This is a genomic window from Companilactobacillus kimchii DSM 13961 = JCM 10707 (assembly GCF_001435445.1).
GTDB classification, from domain to species: Bacteria; Bacillota; Bacilli; order Lactobacillales; family Lactobacillaceae; genus Companilactobacillus; species Companilactobacillus kimchii.
In genome coordinates this window covers 41,021-61,461 of record NZ_AZDH01000026.1, presented here as the reverse complement: position 1 = coordinate 61,461, position 20,441 = coordinate 41,021, and the positions used below count along the sequence as shown (strand labels likewise).

Annotated in this window: 25 protein-coding genes and 1 other RNA gene; 11 read left to right on the top strand and 15 right to left on the bottom strand. The window is 32.8% G+C overall.

The window, feature by feature from the left end:
- Positions 1 to 158 precede the first annotated feature (158 nt).
- The gene (locus FC97_RS13910; protein ID WP_220096034.1) at positions 159 to 269 is read left to right on the top strand and encodes a putative holin-like toxin; all 111 of its coding nucleotides are present in this window, start codon (positions 159 to 161) and stop codon (positions 267 to 269) included.
- A gap of 143 nt (positions 270 to 412) precedes the next feature.
- Here the strand turns inward: FC97_RS13910 and FC97_RS11210 are convergent, their stop codons facing one another.
- From FC97_RS11210 to ssrA, 8 genes are all read right to left on the bottom strand, one after another.
- The gene (locus FC97_RS11210) at positions 413 to 874 is read right to left on the bottom strand and encodes a DUF4429 domain-containing protein (protein WP_054643283.1); all 462 of its coding nucleotides are present in this window, start codon (positions 872 to 874) and stop codon (positions 413 to 415) included.
- Positions 875 to 979: 105 nt separating this feature from the next.
- Entirely contained in the window at positions 980 to 1,690 is a 711-nt protein-coding gene (locus tag FC97_RS11205) for a hypothetical protein (protein WP_054643284.1), read from the bottom strand.
- 321 nt (positions 1,691 to 2,011) lie between these two features.
- Positions 2,012 to 2,248: a hypothetical protein gene (locus FC97_RS11200; protein WP_056968237.1), complete on the bottom strand. Its 237-nt coding sequence runs from the start codon at positions 2,246 to 2,248 to the stop codon at positions 2,012 to 2,014.
- Positions 2,249 to 2,331: 83 nt separating this feature from the next.
- Positions 2,332 to 2,865, bottom strand: coding sequence for a hypothetical protein (locus FC97_RS11195; protein WP_054643285.1), 534 nt, complete (start codon positions 2,863 to 2,865; stop codon positions 2,332 to 2,334).
- 29 nt (positions 2,866 to 2,894) lie between these two features.
- Entirely contained in the window at positions 2,895 to 3,134 is a 240-nt protein-coding gene (locus FC97_RS11190) for a hypothetical protein (RefSeq protein WP_054643286.1), read from the bottom strand.
- A 19-nt stretch (positions 3,135 to 3,153) separates the two neighbouring features.
- Positions 3,154 to 3,393, bottom strand: a complete 240-nt coding sequence (locus FC97_RS11185; RefSeq protein WP_054643287.1) for a hypothetical protein — start codon at positions 3,391 to 3,393, stop codon at positions 3,154 to 3,156.
- Between the two features lie 673 nt (positions 3,394 to 4,066).
- Positions 4,067 to 4,498 carry a hypothetical protein gene (locus tag FC97_RS11180; protein WP_054643288.1) on the bottom strand — a complete coding sequence of 144 codons (432 nt, stop codon included), beginning with the start codon at positions 4,496 to 4,498 and terminating at the stop codon, positions 4,067 to 4,069.
- 594 nt (positions 4,499 to 5,092) lie between these two features.
- Positions 5,093 to 5,457: a transfer-messenger RNA gene (gene ssrA, locus FC97_RS13300) on the bottom strand.
- 144 nt (positions 5,458 to 5,601) lie between these two features.
- Here ssrA and FC97_RS11170 point away from each other — a divergent pair.
- Positions 5,602 to 6,249, top strand: coding sequence for a DUF3862 domain-containing protein (locus FC97_RS11170; RefSeq protein WP_054643290.1), 648 nt, complete (start codon positions 5,602 to 5,604; stop codon positions 6,247 to 6,249).
- Between the two features lie 362 nt (positions 6,250 to 6,611).
- On the opposite strand, the gene FC97_RS11165 is transcribed toward FC97_RS11170, so the two are convergent.
- Positions 6,612 to 7,775 carry an MDR family MFS transporter gene (locus FC97_RS11165; RefSeq protein WP_054643291.1) on the bottom strand — a complete coding sequence of 388 codons (1,164 nt, stop codon included), beginning with the start codon at positions 7,773 to 7,775 and terminating at the stop codon, positions 6,612 to 6,614.
- A gap of 96 nt (positions 7,776 to 7,871) precedes the next feature.
- Between FC97_RS11165 and FC97_RS13545 the strand changes: the two genes are divergently transcribed.
- Entirely contained in the window at positions 7,872 to 8,027 is a 156-nt protein-coding gene (locus FC97_RS13545) for a hypothetical protein (RefSeq protein WP_167593952.1), read from the top strand.
- A gap of 131 nt (positions 8,028 to 8,158) precedes the next feature.
- On the opposite strand, the gene FC97_RS11160 is transcribed toward FC97_RS13545, so the two are convergent.
- Both FC97_RS11160 and FC97_RS11155 read right to left on the bottom strand, forming a co-directional pair.
- Positions 8,159 to 10,126: a hypothetical protein gene (locus FC97_RS11160; RefSeq protein WP_054643292.1), complete on the bottom strand. Its 1,968-nt coding sequence runs from the start codon at positions 10,124 to 10,126 to the stop codon at positions 8,159 to 8,161.
- Between the two features lie 245 nt (positions 10,127 to 10,371).
- On the bottom strand, positions 10,372 to 11,130 hold the full coding sequence (locus tag FC97_RS11155; RefSeq protein ID WP_054643293.1) for a hypothetical protein: 759 nt from the start codon (positions 11,128 to 11,130) through the stop codon (positions 10,372 to 10,374).
- 119 nt (positions 11,131 to 11,249) lie between these two features.
- Between FC97_RS11155 and FC97_RS11150 the strand changes: the two genes are divergently transcribed.
- The 3 genes from FC97_RS11150 (at position 11,250) to FC97_RS11140 (ending at position 14,780) form a co-directional block, all read left to right on the top strand.
- Positions 11,250 to 11,576, top strand: coding sequence for an ArsR/SmtB family transcription factor (locus FC97_RS11150; RefSeq protein WP_082397559.1), 327 nt, complete (start codon positions 11,250 to 11,252; stop codon positions 11,574 to 11,576).
- The gene (locus tag FC97_RS11145) at positions 11,566 to 12,183 is read left to right on the top strand and encodes a cation efflux transmembrane domain-containing protein (protein WP_056968235.1); all 618 of its coding nucleotides are present in this window, start codon (positions 11,566 to 11,568) and stop codon (positions 12,181 to 12,183) included. Before FC97_RS11150 ends, FC97_RS11145 begins: the two co-directional genes overlap by 11 nt.
- Positions 12,184 to 12,362: 179 nt before the next feature.
- Positions 12,363 to 14,780: an isopeptide-forming domain-containing fimbrial protein gene (locus FC97_RS11140; protein WP_054643295.1), complete on the top strand. Its 2,418-nt coding sequence runs from the start codon at positions 12,363 to 12,365 to the stop codon at positions 14,778 to 14,780.
- Between the two features lie 138 nt (positions 14,781 to 14,918).
- On the opposite strand, the gene FC97_RS11135 is transcribed toward FC97_RS11140, so the two are convergent.
- Positions 14,919 to 15,557 carry a GNAT family N-acetyltransferase gene (locus FC97_RS11135; RefSeq protein ID WP_054643296.1) on the bottom strand — a complete coding sequence of 213 codons (639 nt, stop codon included), beginning with the start codon at positions 15,555 to 15,557 and terminating at the stop codon, positions 14,919 to 14,921.
- Between the two features lie 311 nt (positions 15,558 to 15,868).
- On the opposite strand from FC97_RS11135, the gene FC97_RS11130 reads away from it, so the two are divergent.
- Positions 15,869 to 17,050, top strand: coding sequence for an MFS transporter (locus FC97_RS11130; protein WP_054643297.1), 1,182 nt, complete (start codon positions 15,869 to 15,871; stop codon positions 17,048 to 17,050).
- A 39-nt stretch (positions 17,051 to 17,089) separates the two neighbouring features.
- Here FC97_RS11130 and FC97_RS11125 read toward each other — a convergent pair whose 3' ends face one another.
- A complete protein-coding gene (locus FC97_RS11125; protein ID WP_054643298.1) occupies positions 17,090 to 17,299 on the bottom strand; it encodes a DUF3923 family protein in 210 nt (69 codons plus the stop codon).
- A gap of 1 nt (position 17,300) precedes the next feature.
- Positions 17,301 to 17,726 (bottom strand): GNAT family N-acetyltransferase, encoded by a 426-nt coding sequence (locus FC97_RS11120; protein ID WP_054643299.1) that lies wholly within the window; start codon positions 17,724 to 17,726, stop codon positions 17,301 to 17,303.
- A 144-nt stretch (positions 17,727 to 17,870) separates the two neighbouring features.
- Between FC97_RS11120 and FC97_RS11115 the strand changes: the two genes are divergently transcribed.
- On the top strand, positions 17,871 to 18,191 hold the full coding sequence (locus FC97_RS11115) for a DMT family transporter (RefSeq protein WP_054643300.1): 321 nt from the start codon (positions 17,871 to 17,873) through the stop codon (positions 18,189 to 18,191).
- On the opposite strand, the gene FC97_RS11110 is transcribed toward FC97_RS11115, so the two are convergent.
- A complete protein-coding gene (locus tag FC97_RS11110) occupies positions 18,188 to 18,865 on the bottom strand; it encodes a YoaK family protein (RefSeq protein WP_056968233.1) in 678 nt (225 codons plus the stop codon). The two genes, FC97_RS11115 and FC97_RS11110, sit on opposite strands and share 4 nt — an antisense overlap.
- 133 nt (positions 18,866 to 18,998) lie before the next feature.
- Between FC97_RS11110 and FC97_RS11105 the strand changes: the two genes are divergently transcribed.
- The 3 genes from FC97_RS11105 (at position 18,999) to FC97_RS11095 (ending at position 20,435) form a co-directional block, all read left to right on the top strand.
- Complete coding sequence (locus tag FC97_RS11105) at positions 18,999 to 19,244, top strand: hypothetical protein (protein WP_054643301.1); 246 nt, start codon at positions 18,999 to 19,001, stop codon at positions 19,242 to 19,244.
- A gap of 77 nt (positions 19,245 to 19,321) precedes the next feature.
- Complete coding sequence (locus FC97_RS11100; protein ID WP_054643302.1) at positions 19,322 to 20,188, top strand: glycerophosphodiester phosphodiesterase; 867 nt, start codon at positions 19,322 to 19,324, stop codon at positions 20,186 to 20,188.
- Positions 20,189 to 20,192: 4 nt separating this feature from the next.
- On the top strand, positions 20,193 to 20,435 hold the full coding sequence (locus tag FC97_RS11095; protein ID WP_054643303.1) for a DUF3781 domain-containing protein: 243 nt from the start codon (positions 20,193 to 20,195) through the stop codon (positions 20,433 to 20,435).
- Positions 20,436 to 20,441: the final 6 nt, after the last annotated feature.

Here is a 20,441-nt window from a genome sequence, read left to right as displayed (position 1 = left end):
ACATTAATGGTTAAAATGAAAAAGTCATTTATCTATTAAGATTCTGATAAATAACTTTCATTGATCCAATGGATATTAGATAATATTAACGATAGCAAGTTAATGGCGGTGGCTAACTTCATGATACTGTGAGGTGATGCCTATATGAGATTAATTAAATGGCTTTACCTCTCGAAAGGATAACCATGAGTGTTTACCAGGCTTTAACGTTGATGATCTCTTTTGCAACGTTGGTAGTTTTAATACTCGAATTTAATCGAAAAAAATAACCGTCTAAACTTTAGCAGGGTTTACGGTTATTTATTTAACTTATATTAAAAGTAGCTACCGTCTTAAACGGGCTATCTGGGAGATGTTCGAGCATCTCTCTTTTTTTGTACATCCATATTATAACAGGTTTATTTTAATTTTATCAATTGGCAAGTAGCTTAATTTTTTGTTGTTCAAATTCATCTGCCGTAAGTACACCAGCATCCAATAATTGTTTTAGTTTTAGTAACTCATCTGCCACGCTTGAAACTGATTGATCATCAGATGATTTACTAAAAATAATGCTTTCAATACTTTCTTTTAGATCTAACATATCTGCATAATACTTCTTAGAAAACATAACGGTGTTCTCATCCTGAGTAGCATTAAATACCCCCGATTTTGATTCTAAACCGCCTAAAACGCCAAATTGAATATAACCATTTGTCATACCAGGCTTTTTAAGCTGAATAGATGTAATTGATTTCAAAGGTATTGTTTTTGCTCCTTTTATACCTTGATTCATAAAATTTAATGCACCCTTTCGAGTGATAGTAATTTTATCACTGTCACAATTAATAATAGTTTTGCCTGGATGCTTTACAATTATCTCTTTAGTTTCCATTATGATCCCCTATACATGTTTATAGATAGAAGTATATCAAAAGGAGTTTTAAAGAGTAACTTTATATAGATGTTTTAACATGAAAAAACTAAAGGGCAAACAAATTTACTTATCAATAATTGTTATTCCTTCAAGTTTATTTACAATTCCAATATCTAATCTAGGTAAATATATATATCCGTTATCATTAAGGATATTCATATTTATTCTAATTCTCCACTCATGCTGTCTAGAATATTTAGGGTCTTTTTGAAAACCATTCCTTATACCTTTGTTGCTCTTTGTGTATTCTACATTCTGACAAGCAATGTCATAGGAATTATTATCCTGCTCAAATTTAATAAGTGATTTTATTAAATCATACTCCGAGAATAATAATATCTTCCTATTATTGGATATTTCACTAACATCTTTAATAAAACTGGCTTTAATTTTTCCATTTTCCATGTCTTTATCTGGATCTATAACGACAAAACTTGATATACCATATTTCTTATCTTCATCAAGAAAATTAATTATTTCGGTTGCTTTTAATAATGGAAAATATTTTGCGTCTTTAAAGTGTTCTTTCTGATTTTTCGCACTTAAAGGTGGTTCACCTTTTTTAGGAAACCTAATAAAAAAGGCGTATCTGTTTAAATCAATAGGATCATATTCAGCATTTTCATTTTTATCCCTTTTTCCCTTGTCATTGACTCCCTCCTCCAATTTTTTAAAATATTCATATGATGAAAAATGAATATTGCCATCCATAGTTGACCGTATGAATCTTTCATCAACGAATTTAACCAATAATCTTCCATTTAAGAATTTCAATAATGTACCTCTTAACATGTTTTTAGTACATATAATCTAAATACATTTAGTAACAGATTGCAAGCCTTTAAGTGGTACAAAAATAGCACTCAACTCCATTGTCGGGTGCTAAATATATTCAACATACTTACCAGTTAAATCATTTTTGTTACCAGTAATTGCAACGGTATTAGGAGAATCCATTACAGGAACCGGTTCAAATACTTTTCCATCAATTCGATACTTTATGCAATCTGGACGAACTTCATCAGGATTGGACTCAATATATATATTTTCCCAATGTAGACTGTCTAATTATCTTATCCATTCCCATGACTCTCCTTAATACCAAGCGACCATTCCTGATTTTTTTAAAGTTCCATCTTTATTCTTCATTCCAGAGATTGCATGACCTATCCATTTATCATCATCATACGGTGCCTCTGGATTAGTTCTTTTCTTCAATTCATTTGTTTCTGGGTTAAAAACTACCCCCCCTCTATTTACAACGTCACCTTCTGGATAGATTTCATAATAATAAAATCCATCAATAACATCAATTAACCTGAACTTTACCATTATCATCACTCTTTCTTTTCACTAGATCATTCTTACATTATTAGGCTCAGTTTACATCCAGTAACATAACTTACTCTTTATTTCTAAAGTAATTTGAAATAACTATTAGGAATTCCCTTATACGCAAAATCCTCTACTCTAAATCTATGTTTAAGCATTTTAAACCAATTCATCTTTTTTACTCTCCCAGACATATCAATGATATATGGTCTTACGAACATCTTTTTACCCCATCTATCATTGAATTCTTTTAAACCAAAATACGCATTAGCTTTACGTGAGTATATTTCTCTAGTTTTTGATATTTCACCGCTATTTTCATCAAAAGATTTAGAATCTATATAAATTGGTTTCTTAAACTTAAATGGATTTGATATGAACTCTATTCCTACTTGTTGAATTCCAATATTGAATTCATTAGCACTAGTAACACCAAATTCTATTTTTCTATAATCATCCTGGCTTAATACTCTATTTTTTTGATTAGTAAGTTTACAAAAGAAAGAATATTTAGTTCTGGATTTTGTAATTGAATAATACAATGATATTAAAACACCTGCTGAAGTAGCTATTGTACTTACTATTTGAATCCCAAGATTAGCTTTTTCTAAACTCATATAGCTCCCCTAAATATCTATTTAAAATATTAAATAAAATCTAACTCAATATCATTAATTAATTGAACCATTGACTTATCACCAAAGAATTTATCAGTCATTAGATCATCAATATTATTAAAATCTTTATTTTTATCGCCATACCAAGCTGGATAATAGGTTTCTTTATTCCTTGAGTCTGGTTCCATACCGCATGATTTACCGCCTAAAGTAAACGTAAAACCAGAACCATCATCTAATACTTTTGCCTTTAATTCTTCAATTGTCATAGTATTTTCCTACTCTCCACTAAATAAAGTCTAATTCAACTGTATCAATCAATTCCATAAGTGACTTACCAGAATAAAATTTATCTGTCATCAACTCATCAATATCTGTGTAATCCTTATTCTTATCTCCAGACCATGCACCGAAAGTAAATACTCCATTTTCAACGATCGGTTCCATACCACAAGGCTCACCCTTATAAGTAAAAGTATAACCACAGCCTTCATTAATTATTTTGAATTTAAGTTGTTCTATATTCATTGATAGCACTCCCATTTTTCCGTTTTTTTTAAAAGCCAAATATCAAATTAGCAATAAGCATTACTACCATAGATGCCTCCTAATCAAATTCATGAGAAAAAATGTACAGTGACGGCGTGAACCTCGGAGCAAATTCCGGAGAGGGTCTCATACTCCTTTAAACTGTCAGTTCAACTAATTTCATTACAACGTTTAAAACAGCGTTGTGAGACTCTGCATAAGCATTAAACATTTATTTTTTATATTATTCAATAGCGCCAAAGCAAAAAATAATTATTTTATTTTTGATTTTTATATCACTAACACAAACCTATCAGTATACTGCTCTAACTATGACTACCACTTGCCGCTCTATCCCAACTCACAACGATCCAAGATTGTTATTACTTCAATCTATTTGTTGATCAATGATGATCTACATAATTATTCACTCAATTGATTAATAGATGATAAAGATAATTGTTACTTAGTTATATACGATTGCTTTGACTTTTACACCACCTTATACCCATTATGCCTTAAGCAACATGCCATTCATATATAGGTTACATACGAAGAGATACATGGTGACTATGTATTGCACTAATCCACCGTACTTTAGATATTCATCAGCCTTATTACAATACTCAACCATGTGAGGGGGTATATAAATATATACTACTTCTCTAATTAACTAGGGGATATTATTCTCCTTATCAAACCTATGCTCATTCATGACCTTTGAATATAACCTTTTGTTTTGTCTTTCAGACTTATATATATCTTCAGCAGTGACATTCATTGTTTTATTATGTATGAATCTTTCTTCCAATATTGCTGAACAATCTGGGTTATCTAAGTGATCTAAAGCATTTGTTATCCCACGTCTAAAGTTTATACTCTCATTCTTTATCAATTTGATTCTATGATCTAACTCATCCAGTTCAACGATATCATCATCTAAAAAGCGATCCTTATTACCCTTAGGCATACCATCAAGCTTCACACCGTGAGTAGAACTTACCTTTACACTCAATTCATTATATTGTTCTGTAAGTCTTTCTATTTGATTAACATATCTAAGATAACGACCAAAATACTTTTTATTACTATCAAAGTTATTCAATAAGTTGCACCCTATATCAAATAAAAAAACATCTGAAACACCTAAACAAATTAAGTATTTCAGATGCTAAATTAAACCACTGGTTAATGTTAAGTAATATTGAACATCTAGAATATTACAAATTAGCCAGTAATTGTGAACAGAAAGATTATTTATTAGTAACCACAGATTCTGTATTAATATTCAAAGGTATCGCTGAATGTATAGAGATACAAAATGTACTAATAGATTTCTTTCAAAATGAATTTAAATTAGATTTCGATATGCAAGAACTGTATAAAAAAAGATGCTCTCGTAATGAGCATCTTCAATAATTCTGATAGCTATCCAACTATCCTAAGTATTATTGCATTCTCTTTAGTTCTTTTAAAGCAATTAAGAAGCAAACCATTTGATGTGGTTTTGCTTCTTTTTGTTAACAAAAAACCATCATCAATTAAGATGGTGATTATATTCGCCCGTCGCAAGTATATTTTATTTTTGGCTAATTTGACCGACTGACCGACCAATTCAGTGGTTTTGATTAAACTTTAAAAAAAGAAAAAGTCAGTTATATCAAGGCTTTAATCCTCATTATAACTGACTGATTTTGCTTTATGGAGGTGAGGGGAATTGAACCCCTGTCCAAGCGTAATGCTATGCAAGCCTCTACACTCATAGTTGTATCATTTAAAGTTTCGCCACTATGAACGCCATACAACCCGGCTAACCACAATGACTATTCCGACAATCTCTTTTTAACTATTCAGAATGCATAGTTAAACGTAGCCCAATAATTTTGAGACCCATTTCCAGCCCTTGGGCGAAGTTAGAATGGATCACGCTTAGACTGTTTTTAGGCAGCTAATGCGTAGTTATTATTATTTTTTGCAGTTATAATAAACTGTGCGTTTTAAAGGGACGCAAGGCCCTAAGTGCAACTCACACGCTACTACACATGTCGAATCCAGAACACCCCCATTAGTGTCCACTGTCTATACTATCGAATTTTGGTTTATTTAGCAAATTATAAGTTTATTTGTTATGAAAATATTGGTGCATCTAGGGTGCTACTTTCAGTAAATACTAGTAAAATACTGAATATAGACGGAGGTATAAACATATTGAATGAAAATGAAAAGAAACCTTTCTATAGAAGAAACTGGTTCTGGATCACGATTCTTTCGATTATTATCGTAGTGTCAGCCACTACCTACATCGCCAACTATTCCTACTATAAAGATGAAGCTGATCAAGCTAATCTAGAACAACGAAAAGACCAATCAGAGAGAAAACAGGCTGAAAAAAATCCTTCTTTGGTTGCCAAATATAATTCCATTAAAACTGGCAAGAATGGCTACTCCAGAAAAGTCATCACTAACCTGCTTGGAAATCCTACTGAAACACAAATAATGGATAAAAAAGGAAAAGAAATCACCGCCACATGGAATAAAACTGACAACAACAATCAAGTGATAATTCAAATTACTTTTTTCAAAAATATTGCTAAATCTAAATCCATTCAAGGACTCGATATTGACCGAGAAAATAGTTTAACTCTAGCTGATTTCAATAAACTTAAAAATGGTGACAATTATAATCATGTCATCTCTATACTTGGTGACCCTGATGATTATTCTGACATTAATGGAATTAGAACATTAACCTATGTTTCGGACTTAGCTGAAGCAGATCCTAGCCAAAATGCTTCAATTGATATTAAGCTATCCGATAATAAAATAATCGCTAAATCACAAGTCAATTTAAAATAAACCACTATACTCCTTAATTATTAGACTAACGGTCTTCATATATTAGGGAGTCTTTATTTGCCAAAATTGCTTTCAACTTTTCTACAAATATCGAATGATATTAACAGAGATCGATTACTGTCTAGGGAGATTGCATTAAAAAAATATTGTAGCGCTTGCCACTATTATTCTAGTTTCTTTGTTGTTCCTGAAATTCCCTACACATTTCAAATCAAAAGCATTATTAGTTCTGAACTGAACAATGGCAATATTGTCTACAAAGCCACTAATCAGAAGACTAAATTTTTTTACAAACACCTCGGTCTCTATTTATGGAACCCACATATAATTTCTATTAACCATTTTCCTTTTAATTATTATGACTAGTTGTTAGCAAGTAACTTTCGATGACCAAACCGCAAAATTACCAAAGACACTGCCAAAATAACTATCGCTACCAAATATAACAAATTGTAAGAACCATGTTCTACAATCAGTCCACCAACTAACGGTCCAATGGCTCTAGCAAATGTCGATGACATACTTAATAAACTTTGATAACGCCCTGCTTCCGATTTCGGTGTCGATTCACTGACCATGGCTGGAATCCCCGGATAAACTAGAGTCTCACCTAAAGTTAAGACAACCATCCCAATAACAAACGCTAAATAAACTTTGGCATTAATAATCGAAGCAAACGCCGCAATGAACAAGATAACTCCAAGTGGTATCTGAATTCGTTTAAACCACGCTTTGTTTTCAACTAAACGATTAATTAACGGCAAAACTAAAACAATAACCACTGCATTGATAGTCCACAATAAACTGTAACGACTGACAGGAATTCCTAAATTGGTTAAGTGGGCAGAGATATTACTACTCCATTGTGAATATGCTAACCACGATACTCCTAAGAACAACGCAATCAGACCAACTCCCGGTTGTAATTTAGTTTTTCTTACCTTTTTAATCTCATCCTTTGTGCCATTTTCAACTACCACTTCCCGATTATTGTAGCTAAAGATTACTAATAGGAAGAAAAGTGTCAAAAAGAAAAAATTAGCCACAAAAACTAACGTCATTTGGACTCCAGCAATATAACCGCCTAAAGCTGTACCGATAGCATTTCCTAAGTTGGTTCCCATATAAATACCGTTAAAAAGTTTATATCGATCAACATCATCAATCTGTGCCGCAAATGAATTAATAACTGTAAAAGCACTTCCGACACCAAACCCTAGGATTGGTAACAGAATTGGATACGCTGGCCAACCATGATTAAAAATCAAACCAACTAATGACAATAATCCAATTAACGTACTGATAATAACTGTTTTGTGACCACCCCAGCGATCAAACAATTTTCCACCCAAATAATTTCCTAAAAAGGTCAGAAGAGAATTAACGAATAAAACTATACCAGCAATGGCTAATGACTTGTGTAAGTAATTGTGAATAAAAATTGTATTAATAGGCCAAATAAAGCTAGCGCCAACTGATTCTAAAAATGCTCCAAAAATCAATGTTTTAGCTGATACTCTTTTCATAATTTCCCCTTAAACATATTATAAAGTTGTGAAAAGTTTATCATCTAAATATTCATTGTCAACGTATGATATTCTTTAATTAAGGGGGAAGTCAAAATGTCTGATAATAATCCATACTGTCATCAAGGAATGACTTGTTTTTCTAGTTGCCACTGTTCAGGTAAAGAGGGAATCTGTCATTGTCCTATGATTGATGATCAAAAATGTGCTTGCAATGGTTATTGTGGTCCTAAAACACCAAGTGCAATCTAAAATCCAGAAGCGAAAAACGGCATCCATTTAGAAGACATACTCACATATGCCCACTAAATGAATGCCGTTATTTTATTTTAAAAATCCAAAAAGAAGATAATTTATTTCAAAATAATTGCTATTAGTATCCTTTAAATACTATCTTCAAAAGTCCATTTCAATTCAGTTTTGTATTCACCTGACATTGGTAAAGCATCTCCAATATAAAGTAAGATACCATCATCCTTTTTCCATCCAATTGAAGAGATATTATCTTGATCAAAACTCTTAATTAAAAGATCACTACTCGACAAATTAGTATAGTTACCATTTTGGTAATAACGCAATATCATTCCCTGACCTAATGGTTCTGATTGAGACACCAAAACCCTCATGGCTTTTTTATCTCTTCTTTCATCATCAATATTAACTGTATTATTAGGTAAGTTATTATCATCTTGACGATAATATATCTTATTCTTCTCTGAATCTTCAATCGTTCCAAAATCAATATTATTTACGTCTGCATTAAATTTGTCATTTACATAATTTATTGTATGTTTACTTGCCATTTTTTGATAAACTGAACCACCATAATCATCACCATAGTAATAAGGAACAGATTCAAATTTTTCAGCGTTCGTTATTCCTGAAACATTCGTATCGACCTTTAACGTATGTGATTCTGTGGTTTCATTGAAATCTATTCCATTAATAATAAGATATGAATCTTTATCATCCGACTTGTTATAAATCGTGTAGTCATCCGAACTTAACTTGGTTCCATCTAATTCAACATTATTTACAGTTGTTCCGTCATGAATAGGAACCACATAACTTCCATTGGCCAGAATTGAATTTTCTTTATTATTTTTTAAGTTGAATTCATATGAAATATTATCGTTATTTGTCACTTTATTCAAAGTATCAGAAGTATTACTACCATCATCATAAGTATTATTAACAATTTTAGTAGAAATAGAAAGATCAGGACTATTTTTAACATTCAACGTTGCTTTATTAGTAGTTAAACTATCTGTTTGAATAAATCCTAATAGTGAAACTGTTATTTGTGCTTGATACTGTGTTCCATCATCATCCATTGTTGTTTTAGGAATAGTGTAATCAACATAATCCTTATAGTTGCTACTATTGCTGGTTGCTACAGTGGTCTTTTTTCCATCCTTATCATACTTATACCATTTAATTTGAATACTTCCACTAGCATTAGAATTAGTTGCATCTACATTACCATGCATACTAAATGTCGCAGGTTGACCAACATCAACTGTTTGATCATCAAGACCACCACCAACTCTAACATCAGTATAGCCTGTGGTCGTTGAACCATCAGGATTTTGCATTTTAGCAGTTACTCTCACAGTACCGACAGCTCCACTTTTGGCAACCAATTTATTCGTTGTCCCACCATTTTCAGAATCTTGTGCGAAACTGGCTATTTCAGGTTTATCTACTGAATAAGTTATCTTACCAGTTGCATCCGATGGTGTTGGGTAAGCATGAATAAACGTATAATTCTGTGCTAAATCAGAATCCGATTCATTATATATATAATCATTGTCAGCGGTTACTTTGAGGCTAGTGGCATTCACTGGATCTTTAACATGTACCGCTGTAACTCTAGAATAAATATGAGTTTTTAAAAGAGGCGTTAATAATGTGTAATATTGCGTATCGAGCTGATACCATGTTGTTCCTGAACTCTTAGGAGTAATTGAAAAGTTCATACGATGACCACCATCTGACTCAGAAACACTGCTCCAATTCTCACCATAATCTGTGGACTTATACCATCTATAGTGTGGGGAATCTACTGGTCCAGTTAAAACCGTCCAGATAGATCTACTAGCCGAAGTATGCACCACAATTGATTGTCCTACCTGAGTATAATAATCTGTTTCTGGCTGTAATGAATAACCATTAGATAACCAAATACCTAAGAAAATAAGTGGATCTGAAGTTGGTTTCTCATATGGTTTTACCGTCTGATCGTCAGCTCTAACAGTTAATGAATTAACCTTAATATTAATAAATAAACAAGATATTACTACCAATAATACAATTAAGTAAAATCCCGTTCTATTAAACCTTTTTATCATAATGTTTCCTTCCTAGACCGACCATTAATATAATATATTATTTTTTTGGATTTATGAAATAAAAGTGCTTATATTCAATTTAATATTTTATATAAAATATTCCTATTCTCAAAAATATTATTCCTTGTATTGGAATAAAATAGGCATCTATTGAAAATTCGGTACACAACTGTGTACTACGAACCCAATAGACGCCTATTTATTGACCGTTATTATTAAGAATAATACTATCCGACTAACTTTTTTTAATCTTCTACTGTCAATTCATGTAAAGTTTGACCTGATGGTGACTTCAATTGTAACCAACCATTAGTCCCCGCAAAATAAAGAAACATCCCCACCTCATTAACACTTCGTAGAACGATATCCTTTATTAAAGTATTATTTTGTATTTCTTCTTCATGTTCCTGACGTAAACGTAAACCAAATCTACCAGCAAAGCCGACTACACCGGCCTTGGTTAAAGGTGCTTGTTCACTCAATATGGCCCCAGATTTAACTAAAAATTGATTACGCTTTTGCCAATAAACTATTGCCTTACTACCCCGATAATCTATTTTAAAAGGTACATCCGCTAGCGATGCCATGAATTTATGGCGTGGTTTACCTTTTCTAATTGGAATTGTTCTCAATCCAAAAGCAGATAAAATCGGTAAAATATTCCTCCAATATTTCTCATATAATTGTTGTGAGATTTGAGAGATCTTCATTTTATACTCAACATTTATTTTATAACCCGATTGCACCATTCGTTTAGTTAGGAAATAAAAGAAATCCGTAACAATAAAATTTTCCGGTACCACGATTTCAATATAGCTTGTGGCAGTTTCGGTATTATCCAGATCTCCAATTCCTAATCCAATAATTTCACGATTTTGCATCATCAAGAAAATTGATTCTTTACTATATTCCTCAGGTTTCTTGAGATAATAATTAATACTTCCTAAATCCTTTAAATCTATGGTTATCTTTTGATCCGAATAATTTCCAGTGAAATCCGTCATGATCAAATCCTCCACAATTTATTAATATCCAATAAATGAATTTTACCATAATATTATTTCCCTTGATGATATGTTACTATCTACATATGTTAAAAGCAACATATGTAGAGGAGGAAAATATGTCACAAATAAAAATCATTGCTCCGGATCTCTTAAACGAGTCACAAAGAATATTGAAATTACTAAGCAATCCAACTCGAATCCAAATGCTCAACGTTTTGGAACAAAAGGAAATGAATGTCAGTGAACTTGTCGAATTATTGGGAGTCGAGCAATCGGTTATCTCTCACCAACTAGCACTTCTTAAAAGTTATCAACTAGTAAGTTCTCATCGAGTAGGAAAAGCCAATTATTATCAATTAGATGATCCTCATATTTTAGACGTTATCAATGAAACTCTAGAACATGCTGATCACGTTATGCGAGGTAAAAAACATGGAGAATAAAATAGATTATGTCAAAAAGAGTCTTCAAATAGAGTATCTTTCAACCATTTGGATGTCCTTTGAATTTATTGTCGGGTTCTATTCAGGAATAAAAGCTGGATCAATTCTATTAATTGCTTTCGGTTTGGACAGTTTTTTAGAAATCATTTCTGGGAGTACTTTGATTTGGCGCTTAAAAAAAGAATTCAATAATGCTCCGGTCGAACAGATTGAAAATGCTGAAAAGAAATCCTCTTTAATTGTCGGTAGTGTACTATTGCTACTATCAATTTACGTCATTATCGTATCAATTTTCAATTTGGTTACTCATCAAGCAGCTGACACTAGTATTTCCGGTATCTCAATTGCAATTGCTTCAGTTCTACTAATGCCCTTTTTTACCATTAAAAAACGTTCTCTAGGCAAAAAAATTAATTCTAATTCCTTGATTGAAGATGGAATGTGTAATATTACTTGCGCCTACATGGCTGGAACAGTTCTCTTAGGTGCTATTCTAACTGCCCTTTTTGGTCTATGGTGGGTTGATTCAATTGCGGCTCTAATATTAGTTTACTTTATCGCAAATGAAGGCCTGGAATCATTAAAAAATGGTTTGAACAAAAATTAAATTCAATTATTCCCTTAAATATAAGTAAAAGTTCTATAATTTTAATTTCTTTTTTGAACTTTTTATAAATCTCCCGTATAAACTGAAAACCAGAATAATTAATCAGAATATTAATTAATTATTTTAAATATAGTATTATAATGGTTGTGAATAATAGTATTTGCGGGAGGGAATTATTTATGAAAAGACTCAAATCAATTGAATTTTGTTTAATGATCTTTTTTATGGCTTTTATTTTTATGTTCTTGATTCCCGTCACAAATGTACATGCAGCTGATCCTGATACCCAAACAAGTTACGATAAAGATATTACTTGGAATTCAAATACGTCTTCAGTAAATTCATATCAACAATTGGAAATTGCTCCCGGAATTAGTCTAGGATATGCTTTTGGTTTAACTCAGGATACAAATGGTAAAGTAAAATCCATGTCTGATAATACACTTACTCAACCGTCAGTTTCCCAATCAGGAAATAATATTTACAGATCAAAAATTAATGTCTTTCTTAACGATAATGGAAACTATATTGGTTCAGTTTTTCAGGGTTCCCATACCTCTGCTACGTCATCAGCTAATACAGACCAAGTCTCAGCCACTTCACCTGACTTTTTAATTACACCTCTTAATACTAGTTTTGGACTCAGTGGTGTTACTGCTAGTAAGTATGCTCTTCTGGGCGGTAGTTCTATTAATGTGTCTTCAAGTTCTTACATGCAAAATAAAAAATTCTATATTGGAAAAGATTCCAACGGACATGCCGCTTATAAAATTGTTGGTGATTTTGTAAGAGGAACCGGAACTGGCAGTAATGTCTTTGATCTAAAAGCAGAAATTGTTCTACGTGCCTCACCAACTAACTCAGCCATTGTTCAAAGAGAACTATTTTTAACTAATAATTCTAGCCGAACACAATCATTTCAAGTTCTATATGGTGAGGATACTAAATTAAGTGAGAACGATCGTGTTCTGATAAAGGATTTGGGAAATTCTAATGGTTTATTCATTGAAGATGGCTCTTACAAATTAATGGTTACCAATGAAATTCCAGATGGATTCAAATATTATGCTGGACAAAGTTATGCTAGTGGCAGTATGGATTGGATCAAAGGATTCGATTCTAAAACTGGAGCTGGTGCTGAAGCAAAGAACTATAAATACGGAGATCCAATTACCGGTTCCTCGTCACTTACCGACTCTAGTTACACTTTAAAATGGGATCCAACTACTTTAAAAGCTGGTGAAACTGCACACTATGGCTCAACAATGGGTGTTACCGCTAGTCCCTATGCTCTACCGGTTGTAAGTAAGACTTATACCAATCAAACTAACAGTACTGGTACTAACAATATTGGTGATAAATTAAAGTTCTCCCTAAAAGTTCGTAACAATGGATATGGAAGTTCATGGACTTACGAAAAGCTTAAAGATACTATTCCTGATGGTTTACAAATTGATCCTAACAGTATAGTTCTAACCTATAATAATGGTACATCCACCCCTATTAATGCTAGTGATTACGACGCTTCGACTAAAACATTAACCATCCCACCAACATTAGCTTTGACAGATGGTCAAGAAGCCACTATTTCATACAATGCTAGTATCACTCGAGATGCCAGTGGGAAAACTCTTACGAATACGGCTTACTTCACTGGACATGATACCAAAACAACAAGTAAAACTTATGATGCTTCGGTAGATATTCCAGTTAAAAAATCTAAATTTGATTTCACATTTAACAAGTACGTCAAGAACGTTACTAAAGGTGAAACCAATTTTACAACAAGTACGAATGCAAATATCGGTGATATTGTTGATTTCTACATGGTTTACAAAGTCTCTGCCGGCAGTGATTCACTATCAGCTGGTACTAAATTAACCGATGACCTCCCTGCCGGACTTGTTCTAGATGGGAAAGTTCATATTAAAGGTCCTAAAGATACTACGCCTTATCAATCTTCTCAAATAAATACTGGTATTAACCAAGTTAATGCTGGAGAAACCGTCACATTGGAATTCAATGCTAAGGTAACTTCCGCAGCAGTTGGTCAAGTAACTAATGTTGCCACTGTTTCCGGCGGAGTAAGTTCTTCAAATGAAACACTTGGTGATATGGTTTCTAACGGTGCCTCGGTTAATATTCAAAAGAGTGACGCCTTTACTGAAGTTCCTAGTTTGATAGATTTTGGAGCCGTAAATCTTTATGGCAAAGAAATGGTTCTTAATAATGTTGCTACTAAGGGTGGTTTGATTGTTGCTCACCCTGATGACAACAGTTTCAATGTTTCAGTTTCCTATGATAATGATAATGCTGATACTCAAATGAAGGATTCCAATAATGACACTTTGCAAACTGATGACTCAGGCTTATTATTCATCAGACAAAGAACAAGTAAAGACACTGATGATGGTACTTGGCAACCTATTACAACTGATGGGGTCCCTATTCAGACAGCTAACTTTTCGGGAAGTCAGGATACTTTGAATCTAACTAACTATGTTGGTGCAAATGACTGGCAAATTCATTTAGCCCCTAATACCTCAGCTGGTAATTACAAAGGGATATTGTCATGGAACTTAATTGAATCAGTTTAAGAAATTCTCAAGATAATTTAAATTTCCTTAAGAAAAACGTCACTTATGAAATAATTTGTTATTCTTATGGAGTAGGAATTAGTTGTTTTTAGTAAAAAAAGGACATTCACAATTGTGAGTGTCCTTTTTACTTTTGTTTTAGATAGCCTTTGATAAGACCCAATCTTTAACATCACCATGACTCAAGTTAACTTTCTTAACTGAGCGTACGGCAAAATTATTCTTTTTATAAAATTTAACGTTCTTTTGTGTGTTGGTTTCCAAAATAATATTACGGTAACCAATCTTCTTAACATAAGGGCTAATGTGATTATTTAGCATCTTGCTACCAATTCCTTGGCCACGTAAACTTTTATCTACGGCTAAATATTCAACAGCACATTTCTTCTTACCTTTTACTAAGTCGAAAAGATCTTCAAATTTAAAGATATCGAATGCATTGAAACCATTGAATCCACTTATAAGAATCTGCGGTATCAACTTTAGACCATCCATTGAAAGATAATCCCAGTTGCTTATCTGACGACCTTGATTGAATTCAATTAGGGCAACTGCTCTAGGCTTTCCCTTTCCGTCAGCTCCAACATAAACCAAACCTTTTTTCATGAATACATTAACCTCTAGAGCAAAGTATTTACGCAACAATTTATCAAACTTAGCACTAGATCTGAACTCCTGTTGGAACATGTTCTTAGTTGTGATGTATTCCTTAAATGAATCTACTAGTAAATTTATTATCTGAGGCTTATCACTGTTCAAGCCACTTCGAAAATCCAAAAATATGACCTCCTTATTAGTCATACCTAACATATTAATACCATCCATACGAAATGTCCATTTTTTAAACCATTTTAAATAATTTTATATGCCAAACGTTATTTTTGTTATATAAATTTAATATAATAGTTAGTTTATAGTATTAGACATTAATATAGAATCATAGTAAGCTATGAAGTAATGTGAGATTTCAAGTTCATATCTAGCCGATATCTAAGTTCTTCTTAGAATGTCGGCTTTCTTATCGTTAACTACTGTCAGCAGATAGTAGTTTTTTTGAACTTAAAAATATTTATCATTAGGGGGGAAATATGGGGAAAAACAAAAAATCAATCTATATCCTTGTAGTCAGTAACTTTCTAATCTGTTTAGGAATCGGATTAGTTATTCCAGTTACACCATTTATTAAAAATGAATTCCACTATACAACATCTCAAATGGGAGTTATGACGTCACTTTTTGCTTTTGCTCAATTTGTCGCTTCTCCTATTGTTGGTAAGATGTCTGATAAAGTTGGACGTAAACCAGTAATCGTTATCGGTTTATTCACTTATGCTATCTCAGAATTCATCTTTGCTGTTGCTACTAGCTTACCTATCTTTAACATCTCTCGTGTTATCGGTGGTTTATCGGCTGCGATGGTTGTGCCAACTTCGATGGCTTTAGGCTCTGATTTGACAACATTAAAAGAACGTGCCAAAGTTATTGGCTGGCTCTCTGCCGCTTTTAGTGGTGGTTTAATCTTGGGACCAGGACTTGGTGGTATCCTAGCTGGTATCACTTATAAGACGCCATTCTACTTTGCCGGTGCCCTTGGTATCATCAGCGCTATCTTTACTCTATTCCTATTAAAAGAAAACAAAGAAGTTCTTGAAGAAGAAGCTTTGGAAGCTGAGAAAAAAGCTCAAGAACAAGGCTCTATCAAATCAATTTTGACATTACCAATGGTAATGCTCTTCGGAATGATCCTAGTATCATCATTTGGTTTACAAGGATTCGAAAGTATCTATAGTATTTATGTCAACCAAGTTTTCAATTTTGGTTTAAGTACAATCGCTTTAGTTTTAACTTTAAACGGAATTATTTCTTTAATTTTGCAGGTTGCAGCCTTCAACTGGATCATTAATAAAATTGGAGAAATGCGTTTGATCAGTATTGCCTTTTTACTAAGTGCCGTCTGTGTCTTTTGGATTACTCAAGCACATTCACACGTCGAAGTTATTGTAGCAACGCTAATCATCTTTTCATCATTTGACTTATTAAGACCAGCTATTACAACTTTATTGACTAAATCTAGCCGTTCCAATCAAGGACTTATCAATGGTATGAATATGTCATTGACTAGTATTGGGAATGTTATCGGGCCTTTGATGTCTGGAGCATTGATGGATTGGAATACTCATTATCCATACCTAGTCGTAACAGTCATCTTAGCCGCATCTTATTTACTAACCTTTGTCGTTAGAAAACATCCTATTGTACCAGCAGAATAAACAAAATCCTGATCAAATTTAATTGGTCAGGATTTTTTATTATTTAGATTTTCTTTTGATAAAAAACAATACTAATAATTGACATAAACAAACAAAAATAAAGCATCCACCTAAAATAGCTAGCGAAACCATTCGAACCGTTGGAGTTTGAATAGCTCCAGCCCCGTCGATTCTTCTATTTAAAAGATAAATTGCACCAGCAACAAATAGTACTAACCAAGTTATATTGATTTCCCACCAAATTTTCATTTTATCCCCTTCTCCAAATCATTTGATATTCAACTTCATCGGTTGATTCATCAATATCTTTATGAATCACCTTAAACCCATTTCGTAGATAGAACTTTTTAGCTTGTATATTTTTGGAATAGACATCCAACGACAATTCTGAATATTCTTGCTTCAAATAAACTAATAACTTTCTACCTACTCCACGACTCCGATATTCCTTTTTCACAAAAATTCCAGCCAAATAATTCCCTTGTAAACCAGCAAAACCTACTATTTGATTCTTATCAACAGACACATATATCTCGGCTTCTTTAAGCTGTTCCTTAACGGAATTCAAATTACCGATCCAATAGTCCTTTTTTACAAATGGATGAGCTTCCAAATTTCCCTGTAACCAAATATTACCAACATTGTCGATTTCTTTTGGCTGCATTTTTCGAATCATATTTGCCATTTCTCCCCAAATTTGCTATTCTTTATAGAAATAATTATACACCGCCGGGTGTCAACTAAAAAAGTACTCTTATAAATTCCATTAGGCCATAGAAGGAATTTATAGGGGTACTTTATTTTTTTGGAGGAAAATAATATGAATTGGATTTATTTAATTTTAGCTGGAATCTTCGAGGTTGTTTGGTCAACTACTATGAAATTAAGCCATGGATTTACCAAAATTAGTTTCACTATTTACACCATCATTGGCTTATTTCTCAGTATGTTCTTTCTCGCCATTGCAGTTAAGAGAATGCCAATGAGTTTGGCCTATCCTATCTGGACCGGAATTGGGGCTGTCGGTTCTGTTATCATCGGAGTCGTCCTATTTGGTGACAAATTATCACCACTGACTTGGATCTTTGTGGCTCTTCTATTGATAAGTATCATTGGTATTAAGATTTCATCTGGTAATTAATACTTGTCTCGTAAGTAAAGCAAATAAGTATAATATCCACCAACTATCAATAACAAAATAGGAACTATCCAAATTGTTCTTACAAATAGCCACTTCTGAAGGAGAGCTGATGATACAGCTCCTAAAGCAAAACCGAGTACTAATTCAAAATAGATCACTGCTGTGGTTACATCACTCTTACGACCATGATAAAAATATTCAACAAAGGAAATAACAGCTTTTTTCAAATTACCTGTTGAAAAGACATTATTATAACCCATACCTTCAATTTGACTGAAAGCCACATTTTGCATTGCCATAACAAACGCTAGCGCAGGTACAATATAAATATTAGAAATCGTTCTGGGCATAAACCCAACAATTACACAAACTACGAACTCTGCGATAAGACTAACTAACCGCCAATAATGGCTACGATTATTTTTATGCTTCATTATTTCAACAGTTACAATTCCTAAAACAAAAAATAACATTGTAAAAATTTTGGTCATAATCCCTGGTAAATTTTGCCGTGCAATATCTACACTGAGGAAGACAATATTACCTGTTTGACCTGCTGCTAAAACTCGACCACGTTGAACATACGTATAAGCATCAATAAAACCACCAATAAATGTTAAACCGATAGCTATCTCTTTTAATTGGAATAATTTAAAACTTTGATATCTTTTCATCTGTAACCTTCTTTTTATGACAGTCATAATTTTATCAAAAAATAAGATGGTTTGCTTATTCCTTCGCCTTAATTTAATGACAGCGTAATCATTATGGTATATGCTGTAATTAATTAAGAGAGGATGCGATATTATGTTGTTACCAAAAGATGTTCAAGAAGAAATCAGTCATTACAATGAGGAGAGTTTCCAACTACTTCACAATAATCCTTGGTTAATTCCAGCAATCCTAGGTTGCATGACATTACCCGCAGCTGTATGTATTCATGGTTTCTGGAAGAATGAGCAATTAAAGAAACAATTAAAAATCGAACGTGAAAAGACAAAACAACTAAATCTTCAAAACAAACATACTCATTTACTTTCACGTCATCTATAAAAGCGTCGCCGTTATTTACGGTGGCACTTTTTTTGTGTTTCAACTATGATGGAATATATCACAATAAGGGGAAAATCATGTTAAAAAAGAAATTTATTGCACTACTACTTTTTTTCACTGTCCTATTAGGGTTGCCTATTTCATTAACTAATGTGTCTGCCGCAGCTGCACCAAAGGCTAAAAATCTTACTTCAGTAACTCAAAATGTTAATCATGCATCGCCAGAAACACCAATTATTTTTTCACATCGTGGTAGTCCTTATAATAATCCTGATCACTCTTTCAGTGGTTACAACCGTGCTATTAAAGATGGTACGCAGTATATTGAACAGGATGTTTGGCTCAGTAAGGACAATAAATTATACGTTTCCCATGACGATAATTTAAAGAAATCAACTGGCTCAAATATAACAATTTCTAAGTCAACATCTGCTGATTTGGATAAGGTTAAACTACGTAATGGCGAAAAATTACATCAATTAAAAGATGTCTTTAATCGCTATGGTAAAAAAGTTCACTACATAATCGAAACTAAAAAGAATGCTGGCGACAATACTGACACTGAGAAGGCTCTTGCTAAAGAAATCAAAAAGTACAATATGAAGAATAATTTGATTATGCAGGATGAAAGTATCCCCGGTATCAAAGTCTTTCATAAGTCATTAAAAAATGTACCTATCTTGTGGCTACTAGATTCAGTTACTGAACGTCAATACAGTGAGGAAATTGAAAATGCTCCTCGTTATATTAAATTTGTTTCCATCCGTTTAGAACAGTGGACACCCAAATTAATTAAATTGGCCCACAAAAATGGCTTCAAAACTAATGGTTGGATCATCAATACCTATAACGACAATTACAATGCTCTCAACACACTCAAGTTAGATAGTGTCTTTACTAACAACACTAAAGAGACCGCTCATCTGATAGATAAATGGAAGTAATAATATGCCTGATCAAAAAACATTTTTAGAAAATATCTGTTATACACCACTAGTTTTCGGACGATTCAATAAAAAATTAAATTTGAATTTATCAGAACCCGAAATCAAACAGTTAGTTAATAAAATTATTAGCGCTGAGGATACTATTTTTCAAAAAGAAGGAAAAAATTATTATCTTCAACATGAGAAAATTGAATTGGTAATTAATTCTTTCAACTATCGCTTAATTACTGCTAATCGAATATGACAAAAA